The following is a 24,903-nucleotide window of genomic DNA, read 5'->3' as shown; positions in this document are numbered from 1 at the left end:
GGTCGCCGAACCCCGAGAAGTGGTCGTGGTGCACGCGATGGAGCAGCCCCTTCTCGGGGTTCGCCGTCAGGAGGCGCGGCGGCCCGGTGCGGTGCGGACGGCGGGGCTGCTGATGCTTGCCGTCAGGTCGATCTGGCCGGCCGCGATCGCGAACGCGGTCAGCTGCACGCCGTCGGCCCGCAGCGCGACGGCCGACTGGAGGTCGACGACCGCCTGCGGGTCGCCGCGCGGTCCCTGCTCGACGACGACCAGGCCGGTGGGGAGGTTCGCCGCCCGCAGCCCGGAGTTGAGCAGCCCGGTGAGCTGGTTGAGCAGGCGGTGGACGGGGACGGAGCCGGCCCGGACCCCGAGGTCGAACGTCGCTCGGCCGGCGGCGAAAGACCGGAAGGTGGCCTCGACGTGCACGGTGGGGGCCACGGCGGCCAGCGCCCGCAGGGCGAACGGCGGCGAGCTGACGGCCCGCAGGTCGACGTCGGCCTTCACCGTCGCGTCGTTGCAGGACACCTCGCGGACGACCGAGGGCAGCGTGACGCCGCTCAGAGCGAGCTCGAGCGCCTCGGGAAACGACATCGACAGGCGCACGGCACTCCTCGTGGGTTCAACGGCTCGGGCGCCCGGACACCTGGCCGGGCCCCGCCGACGGGCTCACCGTCGGACGGTGCCCATCGTCCCACCGTGCGACCGCGGGCGATGCAGCACGCGGTCCGCGCGGGCGGGTCCTCAGGCTGCGACGGACTCCGACTCGCGCGTGACGGCCGGGACGCTCGCCGCGGGGCCCGGGGCGAACCAGACCGTCCGCACGAACACCGTCACGGTGGGGACCACGTACGCGAACCAGGCGAGCAGCGCGAGCCACGTCGTCGCGGGCGCGAAGTTGAAGACGCCCTTGAGCAGCGTGCCGTACCAGCTTGCGGGCGGGATCGCCGCGCTCACGTCGAAGGCCAGAGAGGTCAGGACCGGGAGCACGCCGGCCTCCTGCAGCTCGTGGACGCCGTAGGAGAGCACGCCGCCGGCCACGACGATGAGGAACAGGCCGGTCCACGCGAAGAACGCCCGCAGGTTGAGCGTGAGGGCGCCCCGGTAGATCGCCCAGCCGATGAGGATCGAGGTCGCCAGGCCGAGCGCCGCACCGAGGAGCGGGTGCGTGGTCGATCCGGTCGACCCGGCGGCGGCCCAGAGGAACAGCGCGGTCTCGAGCCCCTCGCGACCCACCGCGAGCATCGCCATGACGAGCACGGCCCACTTCCCGGCGGAGACGGCGTCGTCGAGCCGGTGGTGCAGGTCCGACTTCAGGTGCCGTGCCGTGCGGGCCATCCAGAAGATCATCCAGGTCACCAGGCCGACGGCGGCGATCGAGAGCGTGCCGCCGATGGCCTCCTGCGTCTGCTCGGTCAGGCCCCGCGGCCCGAAGGTGAGCACGGCCCCGAACGCGAGCGAGATGCTGACCGCGAGGCAGACCCCGAGCCAGAGCTGGGCCAGGGCGTCACGGCGCCCGGTCTTCACGAGGTACGCGACCAGGATGCCGACGACGAGCGCCGCCTCGAGGCCTTCGCGGAGACCGATCAGGTAGTTCGCGACCATGGGGTGCGGCTCTTTCCGGTGGGGGTTGCCTCGCTCGACGAGGGTCGAGTGAGGTACGCCTTACCTAACAACCGGGAACAGTACCTGTTTTTGGTTGACGACGACAGTCTTCGGGTGCACCGCACCGCATCAGGCGGTCGGCGGGTCCTCAAGCAGTGCGCGCAGGTGGGGCCAGGCGTCCGCGAACGCCGGCAGGAGGGGCAGGTGCGCGACGTCGTCGAGCAGCACCCAGGCGACCTCGAGGCTCTCCGAGTCGGTCGCGGCGGGCTCGAACGGAGTCAGGGCCTCCGCGAGCACCGTGGTGTAGCTCCAGCCGCCGTGGTCGAGCACGTCCTCGCCGCGCAGGCGGATGGCCGCGGCCGGGATCCCCGCCTCCTCGCTGGCCTCACGCAGCGCTCCGGCCTCGGCCGACTCGCCCGGGGCCAGCGCGCCGCCGGGGAAGCCCCAGGTGCCGCCCTGGTCGCTCCACAGGGCGCGGTGCTGGAGCACGACGGCGTCGATCGCGCCGTCGTGCGCCCGCCGCGCCAGCAGCAGGCCGGCCGCGCCGTGCAGGCCCCAGTGCCGGTGGCCCAGCGCGCACTGCGCCCAGCCGTCGCCGGGATGGCGATGGAACGGCCGCGGGACGGTGTCGTCGGAGGTCACCGTGTCGTGCGGATGCACAGTCTGGTCAGGACGCACAGTGTGCTCGGGTCGTACCGGTTGGTCGGTCAGCCGACGATGTCGCAGATCAGGGTGCCCGCGCCGACGCTCGCGCCGACATCGGCGGACAGCCCGGTGACCCGCCCGGCCCGGTGGGCCAGCAGCGGCTGCTCCATCTTCATCGCCTCGAGCACGACGACGAGGTCACCCTCGGCAACCTGGGCGCCGTCCTCGACGGCGACCTTGACGATGGTGCCCTGCATCGGGGAGCAGAGCGTGGTGCCCGAAGCCGTCGGCGTGGAGCGCACGGATGCGCGCCGCACCGGGCGGCGGGCGCCGTTGCCCCGGCCCCGGCCGAGCGAGAGCCCGGCGGGAATGATGATCTCGAGTCGCTTGCCGCCGACCTCGACCACGACCCGCTCGGTCGCCGCAGGCTCGGGCAGCTCACCGTCGGTGGGGGCGGGGGGCGCATCGGCACCAAGAGTCGCGAGCCGGTCGGCGAACGCCGTCTCGATCCAGCGCGTGTGCACCGTGAACGTCTCGAGCGGGTCGGCGGGCACGAACGCGACCTCCTCGAGCACGGCGCGGTGGAAGGGGAGGACCGTGGGGATGCCGCCGATCTCGAGCTCGGCGAGCGCCCGGCGCGCGCGCCGGATCGCCTGTGCGCGGGTCGCCCCGGTGACGATGACCTTGGCGAGCAGCGAGTCGAACGCCCCCGAGATGGCGTCCCCCTCGACGACCCCCGAGTCGACGCGCACCCCCGGTCCGGTCGGCAGCTTGAACGTGGTGATCCTGCCCGGACGGGGCAGGAAATTCGCGGCGGGGTCCTCGCCGTTGATCCGGAACTCGATCGAGTGCCCGCGGGTGATGACCGAGTCGTAGCCGAGCGGTTCGCCGGCTGCGATCCGGAACTGCTCGAGGACCAGGTCGATGCCCGTGACCTCCTCGGTCACCGGGTGCTCGACCTGCAGGCGGGTGTTCACCTCGAGGAACGACACCGAGCCGTCGGCGCCGACGAGGAACTCGCAGGTACCGGCGCCGACGTAGCCGGCCTCGCGCAGGATCGCGATGGACGAGCTGATGAGCTGGGCGTTCTGGGCGTCGGTGAGGAAGGGCGCGGGAGCCTCCTCGACGAGCTTCTGGTGCCGACGCTGCAGCGAGCAGTCCCGGGTCGAGACCACCACCACGTTGCCGTGCGCGTCCGCGAGGCACTGCGTCTCGACGTGGCGCGGGTTCTCGAGGTAGCGCTCCACGAAGCATTCGCCGCGGCCGAACGCGGCGACGGCCTCGCGCACCGCCGACTCGAACATCTCGTCGATCTCGGCCGTGGTGCGCGCGACCTTGAGGCCGCGGCCGCCACCTCCGAACGCCGCCTTGATCGCGATCGGCAGGCCGTGCTCGGCGGCGAACGCGTGGATCTCGACCGAGCTCTCGACCGGCCCGGGCGTCCCGGCGACCAGCGGCGCGCCGGCGCGCTGCGCGATCCGGCGGGCGCTGACCTTGTCACCGAGCGACTCGATGGCCGCGGGCGGCGGTCCGATCCAGGTGAGACCGGCAGCGATCACGGCAGACGCGAACGCGGCGTTCTCGGCGAGGAAGCCGTAGCCGGGGTGGACCGCGTCGGCGCCGGAGCGGCGCGCGACGTCAATCAGCTTGGGGATGTCCAGGTACGTCTCGGCCGCACGCATCCCGCTGAGGGCGAACGCCTCGTCGGCGAGCCGCACGTGCAGCGACTCGCGATCGGAATCGGCATACACGGCGACGGACGCCAGTCCGGCGTCACGGCAGGCCCGGACGATGCGGACGGCGATCTCACCGCGGTTGGCGACGAGGACCTTTGAGATGGCGGGCACGGCTCACCGTAACGCCCGCCGTCCGGCCGACCTGCACCGTGCGCCCCTGCGGGCCGAAAGATTGGCAGAACCCCCAAGGCAGATGCTGAGCCTTTGGAGGTTTCCCACGACGACGCGCGCCCGGTTCGCCTCTACGCGGGTTCCGCTTGTGTTCAGGGCACAACGCACCGGCTGTGCGCAGACGGTCGGCGTGACGTCAGCGCGCAGGGGTCGCCGTCGGGCGCCACAGGTCGGGCATCGTCACGCCGAGCTCGCCGAGCAGCTCGCGCAGCAGCGGAAGGCTCACACCCACGACCCCGTGGTGGTCACCCTCGATCTTCGTGACGAACGCGCCACCGAGCCCGTCGACCGTGAAGGCCCCGGCGACGGCGAGTGGCTCGCCGGTGGCGACGTAGGCGTCGATCTCGGCGTCGGTGAGGTCGGCGAAGTGCACGACGGTCGACGAGGTCGCCCCGAGGGTTCCGCGCGTGCCGCCCGCGTCGGGGTCCCGGTCGTCGATCAGCCAGTGCCCGGTGTGCAGCACGGCCGACCGACCGCGCATGGACTGCCAGCGGGCCGTCGCCTCGGCGGCGTCGGCCGGCTTGCCCCAGATCTCGCCGTCGAGCTCGAGCATCGAGTCGCAGCCGAGGACGACGACGTCGCTCACCTCGCCGTCCTGATCGCCGTCGGCCGGGGCATCGCCCGCGTCGAGCGCGGGGCGGTGCTCCACGACCCACTGGGCCTTGGCGTGCGCGAGGACGAGGACGGCGTCGGCCGGCTCCAGCGCGCCGAAGCGCTCGGCGGCCCGGGCGAGCACGAGGTCCTCGTCGACGCCGGAGACCGCGACGAGCGCGTCGATCCCTGCGGCGGCGAGCGTGGCGCGGCGGGCGGGTGAGGCGGAGGCGAGCAGAAGTCGGGTCACGGCCGTCGATCGTACCGGCGCCGGACGCGGGCACGGCCATCCGGATGTTGTCCGCTCAAGGTTCGGACGAGGGGTTCTGGCCCGATCTAAGGTTGGATGTGTGCCCTGCCGGGGCGCGAGCCCCGGGCCGAGAAGAAGATGAGACGAGGCGCAGGTGACGTCGGTGGACGACATGCAGGCGAGTGACGTGGCGCGGCTCGGCCGTGCCAACGCCTGGACCTTCGGCCAGATGCTGTTCTGGGCGGCCGTGAGCCTGCTCGCCTCGTTCGTGCTGTCGGTGGATGCGATCGAGCTCGCGCGCGACCCCGCCGCGAACCTCTCGTGCGACATCAACGCCGTGATCAGCTGCGGGCAGGTCGGGCTGTCGTGGCAGGCCAACCTCTTCGGCTTCCCGAACGCGTTCCTCGGGCTCATCTCCGAGTCGGTCGTCATCACGGTGGCGGTGGCGGGCCTGGCCGGCGTGCGCTTCCCGCGGTGGTTCATGTTCGCGGCGCAGATCGGCTACACGCTCGGGCTGGTGTTCGCGTACTGGATGTTCGAGCAGTCCCTGTTCGTCATCCACATCCTGTGCCCGTGGTGCATGGTCATCTACCTGTCGACCACGCTCGTCTTCTGGAACCTGACCCGGTACAACATCCGGGAAGGCAACCTCTTCCTGCCCGAGGGCGCCTCCCGCCGCGCGCAGGAGTTCGTGCGCAGCGGGAACGACGTCTACGCCGTGGCGGCCTGGATCATCCTGCTCGTCGCGCTCATCATGGCGAAGTACGGCAGCGCGATCTTCGGCTGATCCGGGCCGGTCGGTCCGTCAGCTCAGCGAGGCGCGCATCACGTCGAGCCCGACCGAGCCGAGGGCGAGCGCGCGCTCGTGGAAGGCGCGCAGGTCGAACTCCTCGCCCCGCGCACGGGCCGCGGCCGCGGCGTCGTCGCGCGCCTGCTCCCACAGGCGCTGGCCGACCTTGTACGACGGCGCCTGACCCGGCCAGCCGAGGTAGCGGTTCAGCTCGAACAGCACGAGCGCGTCCGGCATGGTGACGTTCGCGCGCAGGAACACCAGGGCCTTGGCCGCATCCCACGTCCCACCGCCCCAGCGCTCGGGTGCAGGAAGGCCGAGGTGGACGCCGATGTCGAGCACGACGCGCGCGGCGCGCATCCGCTGACCGTCGAGCATCCCGAGCCGGTCGCCGGGCTCGTCGAGGAAGCCGAGGTCACCCATCAGGCGTTCGGCGTACAGGGCCCAGCCCTCGCCGTGGCCGGATACCCAGCAGGCGAGCCGGCGCCAGCGGTTGAGCACGTCCCGCGCGAAGATCGCCTGCCCGGACTGCAGGTGGTGGCCGGGAACGCCCTCGTGGTAGACGGTCGTCTTCTCGCGCCACGTCGTGAACTCGGTGACCTCGAGAGGCACCGACCACCACATGCGCCCCGGGCGGGAGAAGTCGTCGCTCGGCGGCGTGTAGTAGATGCCGCCCTGGTGCGTCGGGGCGATCCGGCACTCGAGCGTGCGCAGCGGCGCGGGGATGTCGAAGTGCACGCCGTCCAGGGCAGCGATGGCGGCGTCGGACGTGGACTGCATCCACTCGCGCAGCTCCTCGGTGCCCACCAGCGTGTGGGCCGGATCGGCGTCGAGCGCCGCGACGGCGCGCGTCACGAGGTCGCTGTCGCTCGCGACGAGGTCGCCCTCGACCGTGACGGGTTCGCCCGTGACGTTGTCGCGCAGGCCGTCGCGTGGCAGGCCGAGGATCTCGCGCGCGACCGCCTCCTGCTCGGCGACGACCCGGTCGAGCTCCTCGAGCCCCCAGGCGTAGGTCTCCTCCAGGTCGACGGTCGCCCCGAGGAAGTACCGCGACCACAGCGCGTACCGCTCGCGGCCCACGGCGTCCGTGGTCGGCGCGTGCGGCGCGAGCTCGTCGTGCAGGAACGTGGCCAGCCGGCGGTAGGCCGAGCGGGCGGCCTCGGCGCCGCGCGTCAGCTCCGTGCGGACCGTGCTCGCGAGGGCGGCGTCCTCGGGGCCGGCCGCGGTCAGCACGGCGTCGGCGGCGTCGTCGGCCACGAGGTAGGTGAAGAACGACGACCCCGGGGCGGCGAGCTCCTCGGCCTGGGAGATGCACTCGTTGACCTGGCGGATCGCCGGGACCCGGCCGCGGGCCATCGACTCGCGCAAGGAAGCGATGTACCCCTCGACGGCGTCGGGCAGCAGGTTCAGGCGGGCAGCGATGTTGGACCATGCCTGCACGGTGCCGGTGGGCATGAGGTCGAAGACGTCCCGCAGCTCCTGCACCGGAGAGGCGATGTTGTTGAGGTCGCACAGCAGCTCGCCCGCCGCATCGAGCTCGAGCTCGAGCCCGATGCGCTCGCGCATGGCGGCGAGGGTGACCGCGTCGACGTCGTCGGTCGGGGTCTGCCCCGCGAGCTCGGCGAGGACCGCGCGGGCCGCGTCGGTGCGGGCGGCGAGGCCGGCGGGGGAGAAGTCCGTCATCTTGTCGTCGAACCCGGTCAGGCCCATCAGCGTGGCCTCGAGCGGATCGAGCTCGGCCATGCGGTCGACGTACCGGTCGGCGATCGCGTCGATCGGGCTCGGTGTGCGAATGGGGAAGGACACGGGACGGGTGGTCATGTCTCGGACCCTACCGGCGGGTACGGCCCGCTCGTGAGGGTCCGGCGGCGCGCTGATCAGCCGCGCAGGCTCCAGCGCCACGCGCCGGGGCCCGCGGCGATCGGGGTGCGCGGCCCGATCCGGGTGCGCATCGCGCGGGCCCGGTCCGTCCACGCGCTGTGGGCCGGCGCGGCGAGCTCCTCAGCCTCGCTGCCGACTGCCGCCGCGAGCCCGGCGACGAGCGCCGCGAGCTCGACGTCGTCGGGCTCACCGCGCACGACGTGGACGAACGCCGGCTCGAGGTCGGGCTCCTCGGTCACAGGTCGTCGTCCTCGTCGGTGAACCCGTCGAAGTCGGCCGGCTCGCCGCGCGAGGTGGCCCACTCCACGACGTCGAAGCCGGCGTCGACCAGCCGGGCCACGAGATCCTCGCCGCCCTGGTCGAGCAGGTCGAGCACCGAGTCCATCGTGACGTCGCTCGTCCCGCTCGGCGGGCCGACGACGAAGCCGAGGTGGAAGGCCTCCGCGGTGTCGCTCGCGGGCGGCGCGTCGAGGTCGGCCGGGGAGTGCTCGTGCTCATCGGCGTCCCAGGCCATCGACGTCAGGTCCGCGTGCAGCCCGAGGGTCGAGTGGACCAGGTCGTACAGCTCGGCGTTCAGCGTGCCGACCCGGGCCTCGAGCGCGAGCACGCGCGGGTCCTCGTCGGCCTCGTGCGCACCGAACTCGGCGCGCACGCCGACGGCCGTGCCGACGTACTCGTGCATCGCGGCCGCGAGCTCGTCGACGCAGCGGTGCAGGACGGCTCCGTCGACACCGACGAGGGGCTGGGAGGAGTGGGCTGCGCCCGACGTGTCGTGGGTGTGTTCGCTCACTGCAGGGTCCGATCGCTGGAGGGATGGCTCATCGACGTGTCGTTCACAGGGGGATGTTGCCGTGCTTCTTGGGGGGCAGGCTCGCGCGTTTGGTGCGTAGCGCGCGCAGGGCTCGCACGATCTGCACCCGCGTCTGCGCCGGCTCGATGACGGCGTCCACGAAACCGCGGTCGGCGGCGTCCCACGGGTTGACGATCGCATCCTCGTAGGCGTCGGTCAGGCGCGTGCGCTCCTCCTCGACGTCGCCGCCGGCGTCGGACACGACCTTGATCGCGGCCCGCTGCAGGATGTTGACCGCGCCGCCGGCGCCCATCACGGCGATCTGCGCCGTCGGCCAGGCGAGGTTCACGTCGGCGCCGAGCTGCTTGGAGCCCATCACGATGTACGCGCCGCCGTAGGCCTTGCGCGTGATGACGGTCACGAGCGGCACGGTCGCCTCGGCGTAGGCGTAGATGAGCTTGGCGCCACGCCGGATGATCCCGTTCCACTCCTGGTCGGTGCCGGGCAGGAACCCGGGCACGTCGACGAACGTGAGGACCGGGAGGTTGAAGGCGTCGCACGTGCGCACGAACCGCGCGGCCTTCTCGGCGGCGTTGATGTCGAGCGTGCCCGCCATGTGCTGCGGCTGGTTGGCCACGATGCCGACCGGGTGACCCTCCACGTGGCCGAACCCGATGAGCACGTTGCGCGCGTACAGCGGTTGGACCTCGAGCAGCACACCCTCGTCGAGCACGTGCTCGAGGACCGTGCGCATGTCGTACGGCTGGGCGTCGGAGTCGGGGACGAGGGTGTCGAGCTCGCGGTCGGCGTCGGTCACCTCGAGGGGGACGTCGCCCGAGGCGAACACCGGCGGGTCGCTGAGGTTGTTCGACGGGAGGTAGGACAGCAGCGACTTCACGTAGTCGAGCGCGTCGTCCTCGTCGGCGGCGAGGTAGTGCGCGACGCCGGATCGCTCGTTGTGTGTGTGGGCCCCCCCGAGCTCCTCGAGCCCGACGTCCTCACCGGTGACCGCCCGGATCACGTCCGGGCCGGTGATGAACATGTTCGAGGTGCCGTCGGCCATCACGATGAAGTCGGTCAGCGCGGGGGAGTACACCGCGCCGCCGGCGCTGGGGCCGAGGATGAGCGAGATCTGCGGGATCACGCCCGACGCCGCCACGTTGCGCCGGAAGATCTCCGCGAACTGCGTGAGCGCCGCGACGCCCTCCTGGATCCGCGCGCCGCCGCCGTCGGCGATGCCGATGAGCGGCACGCCGGTGCGCAGCGCGAGATCCATGACCTTGGTGATCTTCTGGCCGTGCACCTCGCCGAGCGAGCCGCCGAACACGGTGAAGTCCTGGGAGTAGATGCAGACCTGGCGACCCTCGATGGTCCCGTGCCCGACGACGACCCCGTCGCCCGGGATGCGCTTCTTCTCCAGCCCGAAGTTGACCGACCGGTGCCGCGCGAACGCGTCGAGCTCGACGAACGACCCCTCGTCGAGCAGGCCGTTGATCCGCTCGCGGGCGGTCTTCTTGCCGCGTGCGTGCTGCTTGGTCTGGGCGGCGTCTTCGGGTGCGCGGGTCGCGGTGTCGATCCGCTCGCGCAGATCGGTCAGCTTGGCGGCCGTGCCGGTTGCCGGGGGAGTCAGTGCGTCAGTCACAAGGGCGAGACTAGTTGGACCGCCGACGGGAGCGGGAAACCCGCAGGGTTTCGCAGCTCTTTCGCGCGGCCCGACCACGCGCGGATGGGCGCGCAACGGCGCCGGACCGAGATGATGGAGGCATGGTGAACCGACCGGCATTGCGTGCGTCCGTGCTCCGCGAGCTGCTGATGGCGCCGAGCGGTCCGCTGGGGCGGCTCGAGGTGGTGGAGCGCGCCGGATCGACCAACACGGCGCTCGCGGCCGCGCTGAGTCGGGACCCGGCGGGCTGGCCCGGCGTGGGACTGCTCGTCGCGGACCATCAGGACGGCGGTCACGGCAGGGCCGGTCGGGACTGGCTGACCCCGCCGCGCGCAGCCCTGACGCTGTCGATCTCGGTGTGGGCGAGGTCCCCGGTCGGCTCCCTCGGGTGGTTCCCGCTGCTCGCCGGCCTCGGGGCGGTGCACGCGCTCCGCGCGACCGCCGGGGTCCAGGCCCAGCTGAAGTGGCCGAACGACCTGCTTGTGCCCGATCCGCAGGGGCGTGAGCTCGAGGGCTGGGGCACGCTGCGCAAGGTCGGCGGCATCCTCTCCGAGGTCACCCCGACCCCGGCCGGGCCGGCGGTCATCCTGGGCATCGGCGTGAACGTGACCCAGTCCGCCGAGGAGCTCCCGGTGCCGAGCGCGATCTCGCTCGAGCTCGCGGGGGCGCGCGAGCTCGACCGCGAGGTGCTCCTGGCCGCCCTCGTCGCCTCCTGCGCTGACCTGTCCGAGCGCTGGGTCGCTGCCGGCGGCGATGCCGCGGCGGCGGGGCTCGCGGACGAGGTCGCCGCGGTGTGCGCCACGATCGGCAAGCGGGTGCGGGTCGCCCTGCCGGGCGGCAGCGAGCTTCTCGGCGTCGCCCGCCGGCTCGGTCCCGACGGTGCGCTGATCGTGCTCGCCGACGACGGCACGGAGCACGTGGTGCTCGCGGGCGACGTCCTGCACGTGCGGGCGACCGGCTGAGCCGGCCGCGCCCGGGAGATCTCGCCCGCTGCACGCCCCGACGTGCCAACGGCGCGCTCTCCCGGTGAACTAACCTGCTCGTGTGACCTACCCCACGTTTCCGGCTCCCGAACCCGACCAGCCGGCCGCGGGTTCGACCGTCGACGAGCTCGACTCCCTCCTGCTCGGCGGCGACCGCACGCTGACCCTGCGTGATCTCGCCCGGCGATCCATGCCGGGGGTCACCGTCACGGATGCCCGCCTGTTCTGGTCGACGCTCGGCCTGCCGCACGCGGATCCGGACGACGCGGTCTTCACCGAGGACGACGCCGCGGCGCTGGCCCGGATCACCGCGCTGGTCGCCTCGGGGCAGATGGAACGGCGCACGGCGGTCACGCTCACGCGCGCGCTCGGGCACACCTCCGAGCGGCTCGTGCTGTGGCAGGTCGAGGCCCTCGTGGAGGACACCGCGGCGCGCTACCAGCTGGACGACACGAGCGCGCGCCTGGTCGTGCTCGATCGGCTCGCCGAGATCGGCCCGCTGCTCGAGGCCCAGCTGGTGCACTCCTGGCGGCGGCACCTGGCCGCCATGGCGGGGCGGATCGCCGCGGAGTTCGGCGAGGCGCACCGGGCGGACCAGGTCGACCCCACCGCGCTGCCGCTCGCGCGCGCGGTCGGGTTCGCGGACATGGTCTCGTTCACCCGGCGCACTGCAGGGCTGGGCCCGACGGACCTGTCCGTCTTCGTGCAGCGGTTCGAGACCGCGGCGCGCGACGTCGTGACGGCGGCCGGGGGCCGGGTGGTCAAGACCATCGGTGACGCCGTCCTGTTCATCGCCGACGACGTCGTGACCGGCGCGAACGTCGCGCTCGGCCTGGCCCGCGTGCTCGGGCGCGAGCTCGACGTGGACGCGGAGCGGGGCGAGGGCGGGCTCGCCGAGGGCGCGCGAGGTGTGACCCCGGTCCGGGTCGGGTTCGTCCAGGGGCGCGTGCTCTCGCGGTTCGGCGACGTGTTCGGCGCCTCCGTGAACATCGCGGCCCGCCTGACGGACATCGCCGAGCCGAGCACGGTGCTCACCGACACGGCGACCGCTGACCTGCTGAGGCTCGACAGCCGCTTCGTCCTGGCGGAGCAGCCCGCCCGCGACCTCGCGGGTCTGGGCTCGATCGCCCCGGTCCTGGTGAGCGCCGCGGGCTGAGCCCGTCGAACCGTTCAGACCGGCGTGATCAGGTCCGGGGTGTTGTGGGCGACCTTGTTCACCGCGGTCGAGACGGGCGTCAGCGTGAGCTGCGGTGCGGGGGCGGTCAGGATCGCGGCCGCGCCGGCCGCGTCCACCGCGGGATCGAGCCAGGCGTCCCAGTGATCGGGCCGGAGCATGATCGGCTGGCGGTCGTGGACCCGACCCATCTCGTCGACGGCCGTCGTCGTGACGATGGTGGTCGTCACGAGCCAGCGGCTCGGGTCGTCGGGCTCCTTGGTCGGGTCCTTCCAGAACTCGTACAAGCCCGCCATGGCCAGCGGTGCGCCGTCGGCGGCGTGGATGTAGAAGGGCTGCTTGACCTTGGAGAGCGCCCCCGGCTCGGGCGCCTGCCACTCGTAGTACCCGTCGGCCGGTACCAGGGAGCGCCGCGTGGAGAACGCGCGCCGGAAGGCAGGCTTCGTCGCCAGCGTCTCGGCGCGCGCGTTGATCATCGTGCTTCCGATGCCGGGGTCCTTGGCCCAGGACGGCACGAGGCCCCAGCGCGCGGTGCGCAGCGTGCGCTCGATCGCGCCGTGCGAGCCGTCCTCGAGCCGCTCCGGACGTTCGACGACCATCCGCACCAGGTCGGTCGGCGCGACGTTCCACGATGGCGGCAGGAGTCGGACGTCGTCGGCGATGCGCGCGATGTCGAACTGGTCTGCCAGGTCTTGGTCCTCGCGGAACGAGGCGTAGCGGCCGCACATGTGCCCAGCCTGCCTCAGCAGCGCAACCCCGGGGGCGTTCTGGCGTGATCTGCGTGCGCTGAGTGCGGGGCCGATCGATGGGAGAATTGCCTCGATGACTACCGGCGGCCCCCCGACCCCTGCCGACTACCGGCCCAACGCCAAGTACGTCCTGCTGCTCGGGTTGATGTGCGCGCTGCCCGCCGTGAGCAGCGACATCTACCTGCCGTCCCTGCCCGACGTCGCCCGCGACCTGGGTACGACGCAGACTGCCGTGCAGCTGACGATGACGGGCGTGCTGGTGGGCGGCGCCGTCGGCCAGCTGGTTGTGGGCCCGCTCTCGGACCGGTTCGGGCGTCGGCGCCCGGTGCTCGTCGGCATCGCGCTGCACATCGTGATCTCGCTGCTGTGCGCGGTCGCGCCGGGGATCGGGGCGCTGATCGCGCTCCGGGTCGTGCAGGGCTTCTTCAACGCGGCGGCCACCGTGGTCGCGATCGCCGTCATCCGGGACCGCTTCGTCGGGTCGGACGCGTCCCGGCTGCTCTCGCGCCTCATGCTCGTGATCGGGGTGGCGCCGCTGTTCGCGCCTTCGGTCGGCGGGCTGATCGCCGGGCAGTGGGGCTGGCGCGCGGTGTTCGTCGCGCTCGCGCTGTTCGGCGTGGCGCTGTGGGTCGTCGTCTGGCGGCGGCTGCCCGAGACGCTGCCGCCCGAGCGGCGCCGGGCCGCGGGCCTGCGCACCGCGCTCGGCGGCTACGGGGTCCTGCTGCGGGACCAGCACTTCGTGGCGATCGCGGTGCTGCCCGGGCTCGGGATGGCGGTGCTCATGAGCTACGTCGTCGGCTCGCCGTTCGTCTTCCAGGAGGGGTACGGGCTGTCCGCTAACCAGTTCGCGCTGCTGTTCGCGATGAACGGGGTCGCGCTCGTGGGCGGCGCGCAGATCAACGCGAGCCTGGTCCGTCGGGTCGCGCCGATCCGGATCCTGCGCGTCGCCCTGCCGTTGCTCGTCGCGGTCGCCTTCGTGCTGCTCGCCGTCATCCTGACCGGGGCCGGCGGGCTGTTCGGGCTGCTCGCGGTCCTCTGGGTCATGCTCGGCCTGATCCAGCTCCTGCCGCCGAACGCGTCAGCGATCGCGCTGACCCGGCACGGCGCGATGGCCGGCACGGCGGCGGCCTTCATCGGTGCGATGCAGGCGGGGATCGCCGGGGTCGTGAGCCCGCTCGTCGGCGTGCTCGGCGGGGACGCACGGGCGATGGGCCTGGTCATGGTGGGGAGCACGGTCACGGCGCTGCTCGTCCTGGCGCTGGCCACGCCGGCCTACCGCCGCGGCGGATGGCTCCGCCTGTAGCCCCGGGCCTCCTCGGACCCCACCATCTCGCGGCCGGGTACAGCATTCGTCGGTGCGGAGCAAGGTGCTGATGTGGCGCAATCGGTCAGCCGAAGCCGCCCGCGCAGCACTCTGACCCCACGCGTCGCATGCTCCGCGCGGACGAGCGGGTGACTGAGGATTGAGGTCCCGGGGCGGAGGTGGGGCCGGCGCGGCCGGGGGTCGGTCAGCGGTGCAGCGCCCCCAGGCGGTCGACCGCCTCGCGGAGCACCGACTCGCGCTTGACGAACGTGAACCGGACCGCGGACCGCAGCGCGCCGTCGGCCACGGAGCCTGCATGCGTGAACGCGCTCACGGGAACACCGACGACGCCGGCCAGGTCGGGCAGGCGACGGCACAGGTCCGCGCCGTCGTCGAACCCGAGCGGCGCGCCGTCGGCCACGACGAAGTAGGTGCCCTGCGGGCGGACGACGGCGAACCCGGCCCGCTCCAGGCCATCGCACAGCAGGTCGCGGCGCGAGGCCAGCGACGTGGCGAGCTCGCGCACCCAGGCGGCCGAGTCGCCATCGGCCAGGGCGACGGCGATCGCCGGCTGGAACGGAGCGCCCGACACGTAGGTGAGGAACTGCTTGACGGTCCGGACCGCCTCGACCAGCGGGGCGGGCCCGCTGACCCAGCCGATCTTCCAGCCGGTGAACGAGAAGGTCTTGCCGGCCGAGGAGATCGTGACCGTGCGGTCGGCCATGCCCGGCAGGGTCGCGACCGGGATGTGCGTGGCGTCGTCGAACACGAGGTGCTCGTAGACCTCGTCGGTGACGACGATCGCGTCGTGCCGGCGGGCCAGCTGCGCGATGAGGTCGAGCTCGGACCGGGTCAGCACGGTGCCGGTGGGGTTGTGCGGGGAGTTGAGGATGACGAGGCGGGTGCGGTCGCTGAACGCGGCACGCACGGCGTCGGGGTCCAACCGGAAGCCGTCGGGCCCCCGCGTCAGCGCCACCGTGGTGTGGGTGGCGCCGGCGAGGGCGATCACCGCGGCGTAGGAGTCATAGAACGGTTCGAGGGTGAGCACCTCGTCGCCGGGCCCGGCGAGGGCGAGGACGGTGGCGGCCAGGGCCTCGGTCGCACCGGTGGTGATCAGCACCTCGGTCTCGGGATCGAGCTCGAGACCGTAGTAGCGGCGCTGGTGCTCGGCCACCGCCTCGCGCAACGGGGCGATCCCCGCGCCCGGCGGGTACTGGTTGTGCCCGGCCGCGATCGCGTCGATCGCCGCGCGCTTGATGGCGTCAGGGCCGTCGACGTCGGGGAAGCCCTGGCCGAGGTTGACCGCGCCGGTGCGGGCCGCGAGGGCGGACATCTCGGCGAAGATCGTCGGTCGAGAGGTGCCGTCCGGGGCGATCAGCCCGGTCGCGCGCAGGACCTCGCGCCACCGGCCGGGGACGAACGAGGACTCACGCATCGGGGGCATGCCGCGAGGCTACGCGGGGTGGTGCGCGGTCGGGGTGCGGTGCGGCGCGCGATCAGCCGATGCCGGCCGCACCGGCCAGGCCGGCGAGGACGAGCAGCCCGAGCGACAGCCAGGCCGTGACAGTCGACCATGCCGGGGTGTGCCCGGGATGGCCCTGTGGGCGAGCGTCGTTGACGGTCATACCTAAGTGATCGGCATCGTGGGCCGTCATGACACCGGTTTGGCCATGTGAATACGGAAATCACCCGCTCGATCGCTCTTTCGCGGGGCAAATCCGTCGCGAAGTGCGCAGATCGCGCGGGCACGGGGGCGAACCCGTGCCCGCGGGGCCGCTCAGCCCTGGGTCGCCTCGAGTTGCGCCTTGAGCTCGTCGATCTTCGCGGAGAGGGCCTCGAGCGTGGTTTTCGCGGCGCCGTCCACGGTTGCGGCGGTCGTATCGAGCTTGGCACGGGCGTCGGTCAGAGCGGTCTCGGCATCGGCGACGGCCGCGCTCGCCGACGAGCTGGAGGCCTTGGCCGAGTCGAGGGCCGCCTTGGCGTCGTCGATCGAGGTGGTCGAGGAGCTGATCGCGTCCTCGGCGGCGGCCTTGGCCTCGGGGGTCAGATTCTCGAGCTGGGCCTTCGCGTCGTCGATCGCGGTGCTGGCGGAGTCGGCCGCCTTCTTGGCACTGTCCACGGCGGACGAGATCGAGGCTCCCAGGTTGGAGAGGTCAGGGGCCGAGTCACCCGAGCAGCCGCTCAGGGTGAGGACCAGTGCGGTGCCGACGGCGGCAACGGTCATCGGGATCTTGGAGGTGCGCATGGTTGTGCTCCTGTCGATCGGGAACGTCCCATTGTGCCCGCAACGGCCCTGTGCCCCACCGGGACTTCTGGTGGGGCACAGGGCCGAGGGGGGTCCGTCCAGGCCTCAGGAGGTCGCGAGGACCTCGTCCGCGGCGTCCTGATCTGCGTCGGTGTCGTCCGGGACGACGTCGTCCGCGGCGACCTGATCTGCAGCGACGTCGGTCGGGGCGTGCCCGACCGCGGTCTCGGCCCGCTCGGCCCGACGTGCGCGCACGTCCGCGACCGACGTGCCGTAGTAGGCCGCCGTGAGGAGCTCCTTCATGTCCGCCCGCATCGGCATCCGCGGGTTGGCCGGGGCGCACTGGTCTTCGTAGGACCCCATCGCCAGCTCGTCGAGCCGACCGATGAAGTCCGCCTCGGACACGCCCTGCGCGGCGAACGACGACGGGATGCCGACCTTCGAGCGCAGCGCCTCGAGCGCGATCGCGTAGGACTCGACGCCCTCCGCCGGGGTTGCCGCCGGGAGCCCCAGCGTCGCCGCGATGGCCTGGAACCGCTCCGGGGCGACGTAGCTCTCGTACTTCGGCCAGCTCGTTAGCTTGGACGGGATGGACCCGTTGTAGCGGACCACGTGGGGGAGCAGCACCGCGTTGGTGCGGCCGTGCACGAGGTGGAAGGTCGACCCCACGGTGTGGGCCATCGCGTGCACGATCCCCAGGAACGCGTTCCCGAAGGCCATCCCCGCGATGGTGCCGGCGTTGTGCATCTTCTCGCGTGCCTCGGCCGTCTCCGGCGCGCCCGGCTCACCGTTGACTGAGGCCGCGAGGTTGTCGAAGATCAGCCGGATCGCCTGCAGGGCCATGCCGTCGGTGAAGTCGTTCGCGTAGACCGACACGTACGCCTCGGTCGCGTGGGTCAGGGCGTCGAAGCCGGAGTCGGCCGCGAGCGACGTGGGCATCATCGCGGTCAGGACCGGGTCGATGATCGCGACGGTCGGGGTCAGGGCGTAGTCGGCGAGGGGGTACTTCTTGCCGGTGACGGTGTCGGTGATCACCGCGAACGGCGTCACCTCCGCGCCCGTGCCCGACGTCGTCGGGATGCAGACCAGGCTGGCGAGCTTGCCCAGCACCGGGAACCGGAACGCGCGCTTGCGCACGTCGAAGAACTTCTGCTTGAGGTCCGAGAAGTCGATCTCGGGGTGCTCGTACAGCAGCCACATCACCTTCGCCGCGTCCATCGGCGACCCGCCGCCGAGCGCGATGATCGTGTCGGGGCGGAACGCGCGCATCTCGGCGGCGCCCTTGAGCACGGTCGTGACGGACGGCTCGGGCTCGACGGAGTCGATGATCTGCAGCGAGACCTTCTCCCCGCGGCGCGAGAGCACATCGAGCACCTTGTCGACGAAGCCCAGCCGGGTCATGGTCGTGTCGGTGACGATGGTGACCCGCGAGACGCCCTCCATGTCGGCCAGGTAGCGGATCGCGTTCGGCTCGAAGTACGTCTTGGCGGGGACCTTGAACCACTGCAAGTTGTTGTTCCTTCGCCCGATCCGCTTGATGTTCACGAGGTTGATGGCCGAGACGTTGTTCGAGACCGAGTTGGCGCCGTACGAGCCGCAGCCGAGCGTGAGCGACGGGATGAACGCGTTGTAGATGTCGCCGATGCCGCCGAGCGAGGACGGCGCGTCCCGGATGATGCGGATCGCCTTGACGCGCGTGCCGAACTCCTCGGCGAGCTTGTCGTCGCGGGTGTGGATCGCGGCGCTGTGGCCCAGGCCGTCGAACTCCACCATCTGCTCGGCCAACCGGATGCCGTGCTCGGTCGAGGTCGCGCGCAGCACGGCGATCACCGGGGTGAGCTTCTCGCGCGTCATCGGCTCTTCGGGGCCGACGGCGGCCACCTCGACCATGATGATCGACGTGTCGGCGGGCACCGTGAAGCCGGCCTGCTCCGCGATCCAGGTGGGGCTCTGCCCGACGACGGCCGCGTTCAGCTTGGCGCCGGCGCAGTTCTTGTCGTTGGCCGCGACACCGAAGATGAACTTCTCGAGGAGGGCCTTCTCCTTCCTGTTCACGCGGTACGCGTGCAGCACGGCGAACTCGGCCATCGCGGCGTCGTAGATCTCGTCGTCGAGGATGACGGCCTGCTCCGAGGCGCACACCATCCCGTTGTCGAACGCCTTGGACAGCACGACGTCGTTCACCGCGCGCTTGAGCTTGGCCGACTTCTCGATGTAGGCGGGCACGTTGCCGGCCCCGACGCCGAGCGCCGGCTTGCCGCACGAGTACGCGGCCTTCACCATCGCGTTGCCGCCGGTCGCGAGGATCAGCGAGACACCCGGGTGGTTCATCAGGATGCTGGTGGCCTCGAGCGAGGGGTGCTCGACCCACTGGATGCAGTGCTCGGGGGCGCCGGCCGCGATCGCCGCGTCGCGCACGATCCGGGCCGCCGCCACCGAGGAGCTCTGCGCGGCGGGGTGGAACCCGAAGATGATCGGGTTGCGCGTCTTGAGCGCGATCAGCGACTTGAAGATCGCCGTCGACGTCGGGTTCGTCACCGGGGTGATGCCCGCGACGACGCCGACGGGCTCGGCGATCTCGGTGATACCGGTCAGCTCGTCGCGGCTGATGATGCCGACCGTCTTGAGGCTGGCCATCGAGTGCGTGACGTGCTCGCACGCGAAGATGTTCTTCACAGCCTTGTCCTCGAAGATCCCTCGGCGGGTCTCTTGGATAGCGAGGTCCGCCAGGGCGCCGTGCTGGTCCAGCGCTGCGACCGTGGCCTTCTTGACGATGTGGTCGATGTCGGCCTGGGTGAAGGTCGCGTAGGCCGCCAGGGCCTTGGTCGCGCCGGCGACAAGCGCGTCGATCTCGGGGGTAGCACTCACGAGGTCTCCCGTTGATGGGGGTGGACTGGGGGTGGGTAGAGATCCGCGTCGACCTCGTGCGCCCATGCTGTCAGGGCGATTCGCCGGGATTGTGCGTCGAAGGTCCCGCGCGCTCGGGCCACGCCTCCGCGCGTGGGGCCCTCCGCGCGTCGTCCCCCGCGATCGGAGTAGCGTCAAAGACGTGGCTCACACGTTGGTGAGGCACGTCAGAGGGGGATGGGAACAATGAGTGACATCAGCGAACACACTCAGGTGTCGTTCGAGGTGTGTCCGAAGTGTGGCGCGATGGTCGGGGATCTGACCAAGCACGACAGTTGGCACAGTGTGTCCAACAGCACCGCCGCGGAGATCGAGGCGGGTCTGCACGGCGCTGGGATCTGACCGGAAGACCGGGGAGCGCGCAACGCCTCCCCGATGCCCGCGAAGTAGCCCGCGCGTGGACGAGGTGGGCGGCTGTACCGGCTCGGAGAGCGACTTCCGGACACGCTTCGGACGTGGCCGTCCGGGCTGGTATCAAGCCCGCCGGACCTGCCTGGCGGCGGCACCTCAGGTGCGGTCGTGACCTCACCTCGTTGGCCGGCCGCGGAGACCATCGACTGCGCCCGCCTGGTGCTGGAACCCCTGAGGCGTGAGCACGCCGGGGACCTATTTCGCGTGCTCGACGACGAGCGGCTGCGCGGGTTCATCGGGGGCCGGCCTGCGACGGAGGCGGAGCTGGCCGCGCGCGTCACCCGGCAGATCCGCGGTACGTCGAGCGACGGTGCGCAGGGATGGTGCAACTGGGTGGTTCGCCATCGCCAGACCGGGTCGGTGATCGGCACGGTTCAGGCGACGCTCCGCACCGAAGCCCCGGAACGCGTCGCCGCCGAGGTCGCGTGGGTCATCGCCACACCGCAGCAGTCCCACGGGTTCGCCTCCGAAGCGGCGACCGGGATGGCTCGCTGGCTGCTCGCCAACGGCGCGAACGTGCTCATCGCCCACGTCCACCCGGATCATCAGGCGTCGGGCCGGGTGGCCCGACGGATCGGACTCACGCCGACCGCCGTCGTCGTCGACGGGGAGACGCGGTGGTCCACCGAGCCCGAGGACTGAGGCAACTTTTCGTGGGGTCCAGCCGGTATACCTGGTAAGGGCAACGCGAGGGGGAGCTGTGGACCCCGCGGAGGACTTTCGGGGATTCGTGGTGGACCGGCAGCGGGCCCTGCTGCGCACCGCGTGGTTGCTGACCGGCAACTGGTCGGCGGCGGAAGACCTCGTCCAGGCCGCCCTGATCCGGGCCTGGCCCCACTGGGAGCGTGTGGGCGGCGGCGTGGCCGCGTACGCGTACGTGCGCCAGGTCATGGTCAACCTGTCCATCGACTGGCGGCACCGCCGGTGGCGCGGCGAGGTACCGACCGAGCACCTGCCCGACGTCATGCGGGCCGCCGGGACCGATCTCGACCTGCAGCAGGTGCTCGTCGGGGCGGTCCGCGCGCTGCCGCCACGCCAGCGCGCGGTCGTCGTGCTGCGCTACTTCGACGACCTGTCCGAGATCGACACCGCGGCGGCGATGGGTTGCACCGTGGGGACGGTCAAGAGCCAGACGTCCAAGGCGCTGGCTACGTTGCGCGGCAAGCCCGATCTGGTCGACCTTCAACTCCTGGGAAGTGCACTGTGAACCGCGACCTTGCTCAGCTGTTGCAGGACGCGGTGCCGGAGCCGACCGGCCGCCTGGACCCGGACGCGATCCTGCGCACGGCTGGCCGGGCTCGCCCCGCTCGCCGGTGGGCTGCCCCCGTGCTGGCGGTGGCCGTGATCGTCGTCGCGGTCGGGGTCGTGAGCCCGCAGTTGGTGACGCGCTGGCGCGACGAGGCGGCGACGCCGGCCGTCGCTGAGGTCCCGTTGGTCTTGTCCGCGCTCCAGCACAGGGTGCCGTTGCCGCAAGTGGCGGCAGGCGCGGCGGTCGGTCTCGGCGGGATCGAGTACGTCCATCCCGGTGAGGGCAGCCTGGTGGCGACCGTGGGCGACGACGAGATCTACCTCGCCGAAGCCTCGGGCGACCGGTTGTGCGTCTTCGTCGGCAACGAGCTGACCGGGGGTGGTGCCAGCAACGGGTGTCAACCACGGTCGGACCTGCTGACCACGGGCGTCGGGGACGACTACGGCGGCGGCCTTCGGCGGACCGCCGACGGGATCGTGCCGACGTTCTGGCGGTTCATCGTGGCCGCGCCGGACGGTTACACGCTGGCGACGGCGCAGGGCATGACCGCTCTGATCACCTCCAACGTCGCGGTGCTCGACCTGGACACCACCGAGGCCGAGGTGACGATCTCCGGTCCGGCCGTACCGCCGGTCACATTCCACTTCGGCGTTCCCGGCTCGCTCGATGGCGCGACCCCGCCGACCCTCGAGGAGTACGCCCGCGCAAATCTGGAGAGCCTGGCGCGCGACGCCCAGGCCTACCGTCAACAGCACGGCACGACCGCCGGCTTTGCGGACTCGGTCACGGCCGATTCCGACCCTCGGAGTGGCCGCCTGATCCCCGTCCTGACCAACACCACCGCCACCGCCGACCTCGGCGACGGTCGATGCCTGACCATCGACCTCCTGACGGGCACGATCCACGATGCCGCGTGTCCGGGAGGCGAGTGACTGCCGCCGTCGTCGGCGCGAAGGGCCTGCTCGCGATCCGCAGCTCAGGCCGTGGTGCCGAACGTGACGTCTTTGGTCTCGACCGTCCCGGCCGTGCGCCCCGGCGCTTCCTGGTAGGTCCAGTACAGATTCGTGTGCGAGATGACCTGCGCGGGCGGTGGCGCACCCCACTCGGTCTTGTCGCCGGTCGTGTGCGCATCACTGACGAGAGTCGTGTCGTATCCCCGGACGAGGGCGCCGTGCAGCGTCGACCGGATGCACTCATCCGTCTCGGCGCCCACGACCATGAGTCGACCGACCCCGAGGCCGGACAGCGCCGTCTCGAGGGTGGTGTCCTCGAAGGCGTCGCCGTAGCTCTTCGCCACGAGCGGCTCGGTCTTCGCCGGAGTGAGCTCCGGGACGATCCGCCACTCGTTGCTCCCGCTTGCCAGCTCGCCGTCCGAGTGCTGGACCCAGATCACGGGAACCCGTTCTCGCCGCGCCTTCTCGACCAGCGCGCCGATATTGGCGACGACTGCGTCCCGCGCGTGGGCCCCGTCGACGACGCCGTTCTGCACGTCGATGACGAGGAGCGCCGTGTTCGGTCGATTCTCGATGGTGGTCATGGTGTGCCCCTCGCTCAGCGTCGGGATCTGTGCACCTCACCGTAGGTCGCGCCACCGACAGCGGGCACCTGGTGCGGGCCGAGCAGCACGCAGGGAGTGCTCGACGGCGATCTCGCGCGCGGTTTGATCGGTGCAGCAGGTGCGTCGCACTACGCTCCGGGCGTGACCCGTCCTCGAGCGACCCTCGCGGCCGCGGCTCTTGCCCCTGCCTCTGCTCCGGCCCGGGCGCGACGAGCGAGCGCAGTCTGTGCGTTCGTCGTCGCTGCCGCCGTGACCGCCATCGCGATCCTGACGGTGGGTCTGGGCCGGGTGCCGCAGTCGCCTTCCGAGCTGCTCGCGTGGAGTCAGGCGGCAGGCACCCCGCTCGCGCTCCTGAACGAGACCGTCGTGATCGGCGCGGGGCTCCTCGTGCCGGTTGTCCTTGCACTGTGGCGCGCGTGGGCTGCCCGCGACCGGACCGCTGTCGCGATCGGACTGGTGCTGCTGGGCGCCGTCGTGCCGTTGACGTGGACGGTCGGTCTGGTGCAGGGACGGCTCGTGTACCCGATCGGCACGCTCGCCATCACCGACCCGGCGGGGCTCGCGCTCATCACCACACTCTGGCTCGGCGGTGCGCACATGATCAGCCTCGTCCTCACGGCGGCCACGGCGTGCTTCGGCTGTGGACTCGTTCGCATCCGCAGGCTTCGCTGGCTCGGTGTCGTCGGGTTCGTTGCCGCCGCATCACAGCTCCTGCTGGCCTACGCCTGGTTGCTGCCACCCGGTGCATCCGCGGTGCTGCTCCTGCCACTGAGCGCCTTCTTCGTCGGCGTGGGAGCTGACCTGCTCCGGGGCCACCCGGAGCCCCACTGACTCCCGGATCGTCGACGCACACGCGTCGGGGAGCTCCGTCGGGCGACCCGGCGGAGGTGTCAACGCACCGGCTCGATGATGGCACCTTCGGCCGGCAGACCGGACTCAACGATCCGATTCGTGCCCCGGTGATGCTCCCGGAATCGCGCGAAGGCCATCGGGACACCGCGTGCGGCCATGGGGTCGGCCGCGTCCATGACCTGCAGATGGACGTGCGGCTCCGTGGAGTTTCCTGAGTTTCCGCACGCGGCAAGTTGTTGCCCGGGGCGCACGACCTGGCCCTGAACCACGCGGATCGAACCGCGCTGCAGGTGAACCAGTGCCACGTACCCATGCCCTGCCGCGAGCTCCAGCACCACATGGTTGCCGGCAAGGGCGGCGGCACCTCGCCGAAGCCGACCCGCCTGACCAAGCATGTACGGGACGAGGGCAAGTTGTGAGCGCCTGGCCGGGTGGTCCAGTTCGCCCTCGTGGACACGAACCACTGTTCCGCCCGCCGGCGCCAGCACGGGTGCCCCGAACCCCACAAACCGCTCGGGCGGCTCGGTGGTCAGCAGGGTCCGCCAGTCACGTTCGGCTGCGCTGCGTCCCTGAGCGTCAACGGGCACCAGGTCGATGGCGTAGGTGGTGGCCATGACATTCGAGCCGTGGCTCGGCACCCGCCGTGCTGGGGAATTCTGCACGCGGCAGCGCCCTGCGAGCGGCAAGCCCAAGACGACCGCTTCAATCACCCGGACACGCTAACAGGGCGCCTCTCGCGATGACGGCGGGTGCTTGATCGGCCTTTCTAGGCGTTTGACGTGCGCAAACGCCGTCCTGCCCGGTCTGTAGTCGGACGTTCCCGCGGGAACGTCTGATTTCATAAACTGGGACGAAACCATTCACCTGATGGTCTTCTAACCCCGCCGACACACGCAGGTGTCGCCGGGATTCCCGGAATGGGTGCGGCCCTGCCGCTACGGTCGGAGCAATCCGGGTGTTCAAACGCGTGTTGGGGATGTCATGAGGGGTCGAGCTCGGCTTGCCGTTGGTGCTCTCGGCACTGTGGCGCTGGCTGCGATGTTGACGGCATGCAGCGATCCTGGTGACCTGACTATCAGCAACGAGAGTTCCACTGGGGTGACCGTCCTGGTGGGGGACCAGGTGGTCAAGGTCCCCGAGTCGGGAGGGACGGTCCTCCTCGACTACGGATGCACGCCGGGTGACGTGACGGTTGTCACCTCTGGTCCGGCGGTGGTGCTCCCCGGGCCGGTATGCCCAGACACACAGATCATGATCCGCCGCGACGGCACGGTCGAGCTGCAGCCCGCCTCAGCAGGCAGCACCTGAGCGACGGTCAGGATGCGTTGGCTGGCGATGGGTTGCTCGATCTCGGCTTCGCCCGAGGCCAGCGAC

26 protein-coding genes are annotated in these 24,903 nt (G+C 71.6%); 10 read left to right on the top strand and 16 right to left on the bottom strand.

Annotated features, from left to right (window positions below; genetic code table 11):
• Positions 1-66: 66 nt before the first annotated feature.
• From VTA80_RS04915 to VTA80_RS04895, 5 genes are all read right to left on the bottom strand, one after another.
• Positions 67-582, bottom strand: coding sequence for a hypothetical protein (locus VTA80_RS04915; RefSeq protein WP_407344287.1), 516 nt, complete (start codon positions 580-582; stop codon positions 67-69).
• Between the two features lie 138 nt (positions 583-720).
• Positions 721-1,581: an iron uptake transporter permease EfeU gene (gene efeU / locus VTA80_RS04910; protein WP_407344286.1), complete on the bottom strand. Its 861-nt coding sequence runs from the start codon at positions 1,579-1,581 to the stop codon at positions 721-723.
• A 129-nt stretch (positions 1,582-1,710) separates the two neighbouring features.
• Positions 1,711-2,223 (bottom strand): NUDIX hydrolase, encoded by a 513-nt coding sequence (locus tag VTA80_RS04905; protein ID WP_407344285.1) that lies wholly within the window; start codon positions 2,221-2,223, stop codon positions 1,711-1,713.
• 65 nt (positions 2,224-2,288) lie between these two features.
• On the bottom strand, positions 2,289-4,073 hold the full coding sequence (locus VTA80_RS04900; protein WP_407344284.1) for a biotin carboxylase N-terminal domain-containing protein: 1,785 nt from the start codon (positions 4,071-4,073) through the stop codon (positions 2,289-2,291).
• Positions 4,074-4,269: 196 nt separating this feature from the next.
• Positions 4,270-4,974, bottom strand: a complete 705-nt coding sequence (locus tag VTA80_RS04895) for a nucleoside triphosphate pyrophosphatase (protein WP_407344283.1) — start codon at positions 4,972-4,974, stop codon at positions 4,270-4,272.
• 172 nt (positions 4,975-5,146) lie between these two features.
• On the opposite strand from VTA80_RS04895, the gene VTA80_RS04890 reads away from it, so the two are divergent.
• A complete protein-coding gene (locus tag VTA80_RS04890; protein WP_407345689.1) occupies positions 5,147-5,761 on the top strand; it encodes a vitamin K epoxide reductase family protein in 615 nt (204 codons plus the stop codon).
• 18 nt (positions 5,762-5,779) lie between these two features.
• Here the strand turns inward: VTA80_RS04890 and VTA80_RS04885 are convergent, their stop codons facing one another.
• The 4 genes from VTA80_RS04885 to VTA80_RS04870 are packed head-to-tail and all read right to left on the bottom strand — an operon-like array spanning position 5,780 to position 10,077.
• On the bottom strand, positions 5,780-7,585 hold the full coding sequence (locus VTA80_RS04885; protein ID WP_407344282.1) for a DUF885 domain-containing protein: 1,806 nt from the start codon (positions 7,583-7,585) through the stop codon (positions 5,780-5,782).
• Positions 7,586-7,641: 56 nt separating this feature from the next.
• A complete protein-coding gene (locus VTA80_RS04880) occupies positions 7,642-7,884 on the bottom strand; it encodes an acyl-CoA carboxylase epsilon subunit (protein ID WP_407344281.1) in 243 nt (80 codons plus the stop codon).
• The gene (locus VTA80_RS04875) at positions 7,881-8,435 is read right to left on the bottom strand and encodes a hypothetical protein (RefSeq protein WP_407344280.1); all 555 of its coding nucleotides are present in this window, start codon (positions 8,433-8,435) and stop codon (positions 7,881-7,883) included. The genes VTA80_RS04880 and VTA80_RS04875 overlap by 4 nt, the downstream gene beginning before the upstream one ends.
• A 43-nt stretch (positions 8,436-8,478) precedes the next feature.
• Positions 8,479-10,077: an acyl-CoA carboxylase subunit beta gene (locus tag VTA80_RS04870; RefSeq protein WP_407344279.1), complete on the bottom strand. Its 1,599-nt coding sequence runs from the start codon at positions 10,075-10,077 to the stop codon at positions 8,479-8,481.
• Between the two features lie 122 nt (positions 10,078-10,199).
• Here VTA80_RS04870 and VTA80_RS04865 point away from each other — a divergent pair, with 122 nt between their 5' ends.
• Both VTA80_RS04865 and VTA80_RS04860 read left to right on the top strand, forming a co-directional pair.
• Positions 10,200-11,060 (top strand): biotin--[acetyl-CoA-carboxylase] ligase, encoded by an 861-nt coding sequence (locus VTA80_RS04865; protein WP_407344278.1) that lies wholly within the window; start codon positions 10,200-10,202, stop codon positions 11,058-11,060.
• 82 nt (positions 11,061-11,142) lie between these two features.
• Positions 11,143-12,237, top strand: a complete 1,095-nt coding sequence (locus VTA80_RS04860; RefSeq protein WP_407344277.1) for an adenylate/guanylate cyclase domain-containing protein — start codon at positions 11,143-11,145, stop codon at positions 12,235-12,237.
• Positions 12,238-12,251: 14 nt separating this feature from the next.
• Here VTA80_RS04860 and VTA80_RS04855 read toward each other — a convergent pair whose 3' ends face one another.
• Positions 12,252-12,983, bottom strand: coding sequence for an SOS response-associated peptidase (locus tag VTA80_RS04855; RefSeq protein ID WP_407344276.1), 732 nt, complete (start codon positions 12,981-12,983; stop codon positions 12,252-12,254).
• 94 nt (positions 12,984-13,077) lie between these two features.
• On the opposite strand from VTA80_RS04855, the gene VTA80_RS04850 reads away from it, so the two are divergent.
• Complete coding sequence (locus VTA80_RS04850) at positions 13,078-14,307, top strand: multidrug effflux MFS transporter (RefSeq protein WP_407344275.1); 1,230 nt, start codon at positions 13,078-13,080, stop codon at positions 14,305-14,307.
• Positions 14,308-14,512: 205 nt separating this feature from the next.
• Here the strand turns inward: VTA80_RS04850 and VTA80_RS04845 are convergent, their stop codons facing one another.
• The 4 genes from VTA80_RS04845 to adhE form a co-directional block, all read right to left on the bottom strand.
• The gene (locus VTA80_RS04845) at positions 14,513-15,751 is read right to left on the bottom strand and encodes a pyridoxal phosphate-dependent aminotransferase (protein ID WP_407344273.1); all 1,239 of its coding nucleotides are present in this window, start codon (positions 15,749-15,751) and stop codon (positions 14,513-14,515) included.
• A 52-nt stretch (positions 15,752-15,803) separates the two neighbouring features.
• Entirely contained in the window at positions 15,804-15,932 is a 129-nt protein-coding gene (locus tag VTA80_RS04840) for a hypothetical protein (protein ID WP_407344272.1), read from the bottom strand.
• Between the two features lie 152 nt (positions 15,933-16,084).
• On the bottom strand, positions 16,085-16,552 hold the full coding sequence (locus tag VTA80_RS04835; RefSeq protein ID WP_407344271.1) for a hypothetical protein: 468 nt from the start codon (positions 16,550-16,552) through the stop codon (positions 16,085-16,087).
• 105 nt (positions 16,553-16,657) lie between these two features.
• On the bottom strand, positions 16,658-19,420 hold the full coding sequence (adhE, locus tag VTA80_RS04830) for a bifunctional acetaldehyde-CoA/alcohol dehydrogenase (RefSeq protein ID WP_407344270.1): 2,763 nt from the start codon (positions 19,418-19,420) through the stop codon (positions 16,658-16,660).
• Positions 19,421-19,645: 225 nt separating this feature from the next.
• Between adhE and VTA80_RS04825 the strand changes: the two genes are divergently transcribed.
• The 4 genes from VTA80_RS04825 to VTA80_RS04810 all read left to right on the top strand — a co-directional run bounded on the left by VTA80_RS04825 (position 19,646) and on the right by VTA80_RS04810 (position 22,051).
• The gene (locus tag VTA80_RS04825; RefSeq protein WP_407344269.1) at positions 19,646-19,801 is read left to right on the top strand and encodes a hypothetical protein; all 156 of its coding nucleotides are present in this window, start codon (positions 19,646-19,648) and stop codon (positions 19,799-19,801) included.
• Between the two features lie 177 nt (positions 19,802-19,978).
• The gene (locus VTA80_RS04820; protein ID WP_407344268.1) at positions 19,979-20,512 is read left to right on the top strand and encodes a GNAT family N-acetyltransferase; all 534 of its coding nucleotides are present in this window, start codon (positions 19,979-19,981) and stop codon (positions 20,510-20,512) included.
• Between the two features lie 58 nt (positions 20,513-20,570).
• Positions 20,571-21,077: a SigE family RNA polymerase sigma factor gene (locus tag VTA80_RS04815; RefSeq protein ID WP_407344267.1), complete on the top strand. Its 507-nt coding sequence runs from the start codon at positions 20,571-20,573 to the stop codon at positions 21,075-21,077.
• On the top strand, positions 21,074-22,051 hold the full coding sequence (locus VTA80_RS04810) for a hypothetical protein (protein WP_407344266.1): 978 nt from the start codon (positions 21,074-21,076) through the stop codon (positions 22,049-22,051). Before VTA80_RS04815 ends, VTA80_RS04810 begins: the two co-directional genes overlap by 4 nt.
• A gap of 44 nt (positions 22,052-22,095) precedes the next feature.
• Here the strand turns inward: VTA80_RS04810 and VTA80_RS04805 are convergent, their stop codons facing one another.
• Positions 22,096-22,656 carry an isochorismatase family protein gene (locus tag VTA80_RS04805; RefSeq protein WP_407344265.1) on the bottom strand — a complete coding sequence of 187 codons (561 nt, stop codon included), beginning with the start codon at positions 22,654-22,656 and terminating at the stop codon, positions 22,096-22,098.
• A 162-nt stretch (positions 22,657-22,818) separates the two neighbouring features.
• Between VTA80_RS04805 and VTA80_RS04800 the strand changes: the two genes are divergently transcribed.
• Positions 22,819-23,508, top strand: a complete 690-nt coding sequence (locus VTA80_RS04800; protein WP_407344264.1) for a hypothetical protein — start codon at positions 22,819-22,821, stop codon at positions 23,506-23,508.
• A gap of 59 nt (positions 23,509-23,567) precedes the next feature.
• On the opposite strand, the gene VTA80_RS04795 is transcribed toward VTA80_RS04800, so the two are convergent.
• A complete protein-coding gene (locus VTA80_RS04795) occupies positions 23,568-24,239 on the bottom strand; it encodes a M23 family metallopeptidase (RefSeq protein ID WP_407344263.1) in 672 nt (223 codons plus the stop codon).
• A 313-nt stretch (positions 24,240-24,552) separates the two neighbouring features.
• On the opposite strand from VTA80_RS04795, the gene VTA80_RS04790 reads away from it, so the two are divergent.
• Positions 24,553-24,837: a hypothetical protein gene (locus VTA80_RS04790; protein ID WP_407344262.1), complete on the top strand. Its 285-nt coding sequence runs from the start codon at positions 24,553-24,555 to the stop codon at positions 24,835-24,837.
• The last annotated feature ends 66 nt before the right edge of the window (positions 24,838-24,903 follow it).

This window comes from Pengzhenrongella phosphoraccumulans (assembly GCF_045689905.1).
Lineage (GTDB): Bacteria > Actinomycetota > Actinomycetes > Actinomycetales > Cellulomonadaceae > Pengzhenrongella > Pengzhenrongella phosphoraccumulans.
The sequence above is the reverse complement of the archived record's forward strand: the minus strand, read 5'-3'. Positions and strand labels throughout refer to the sequence as shown.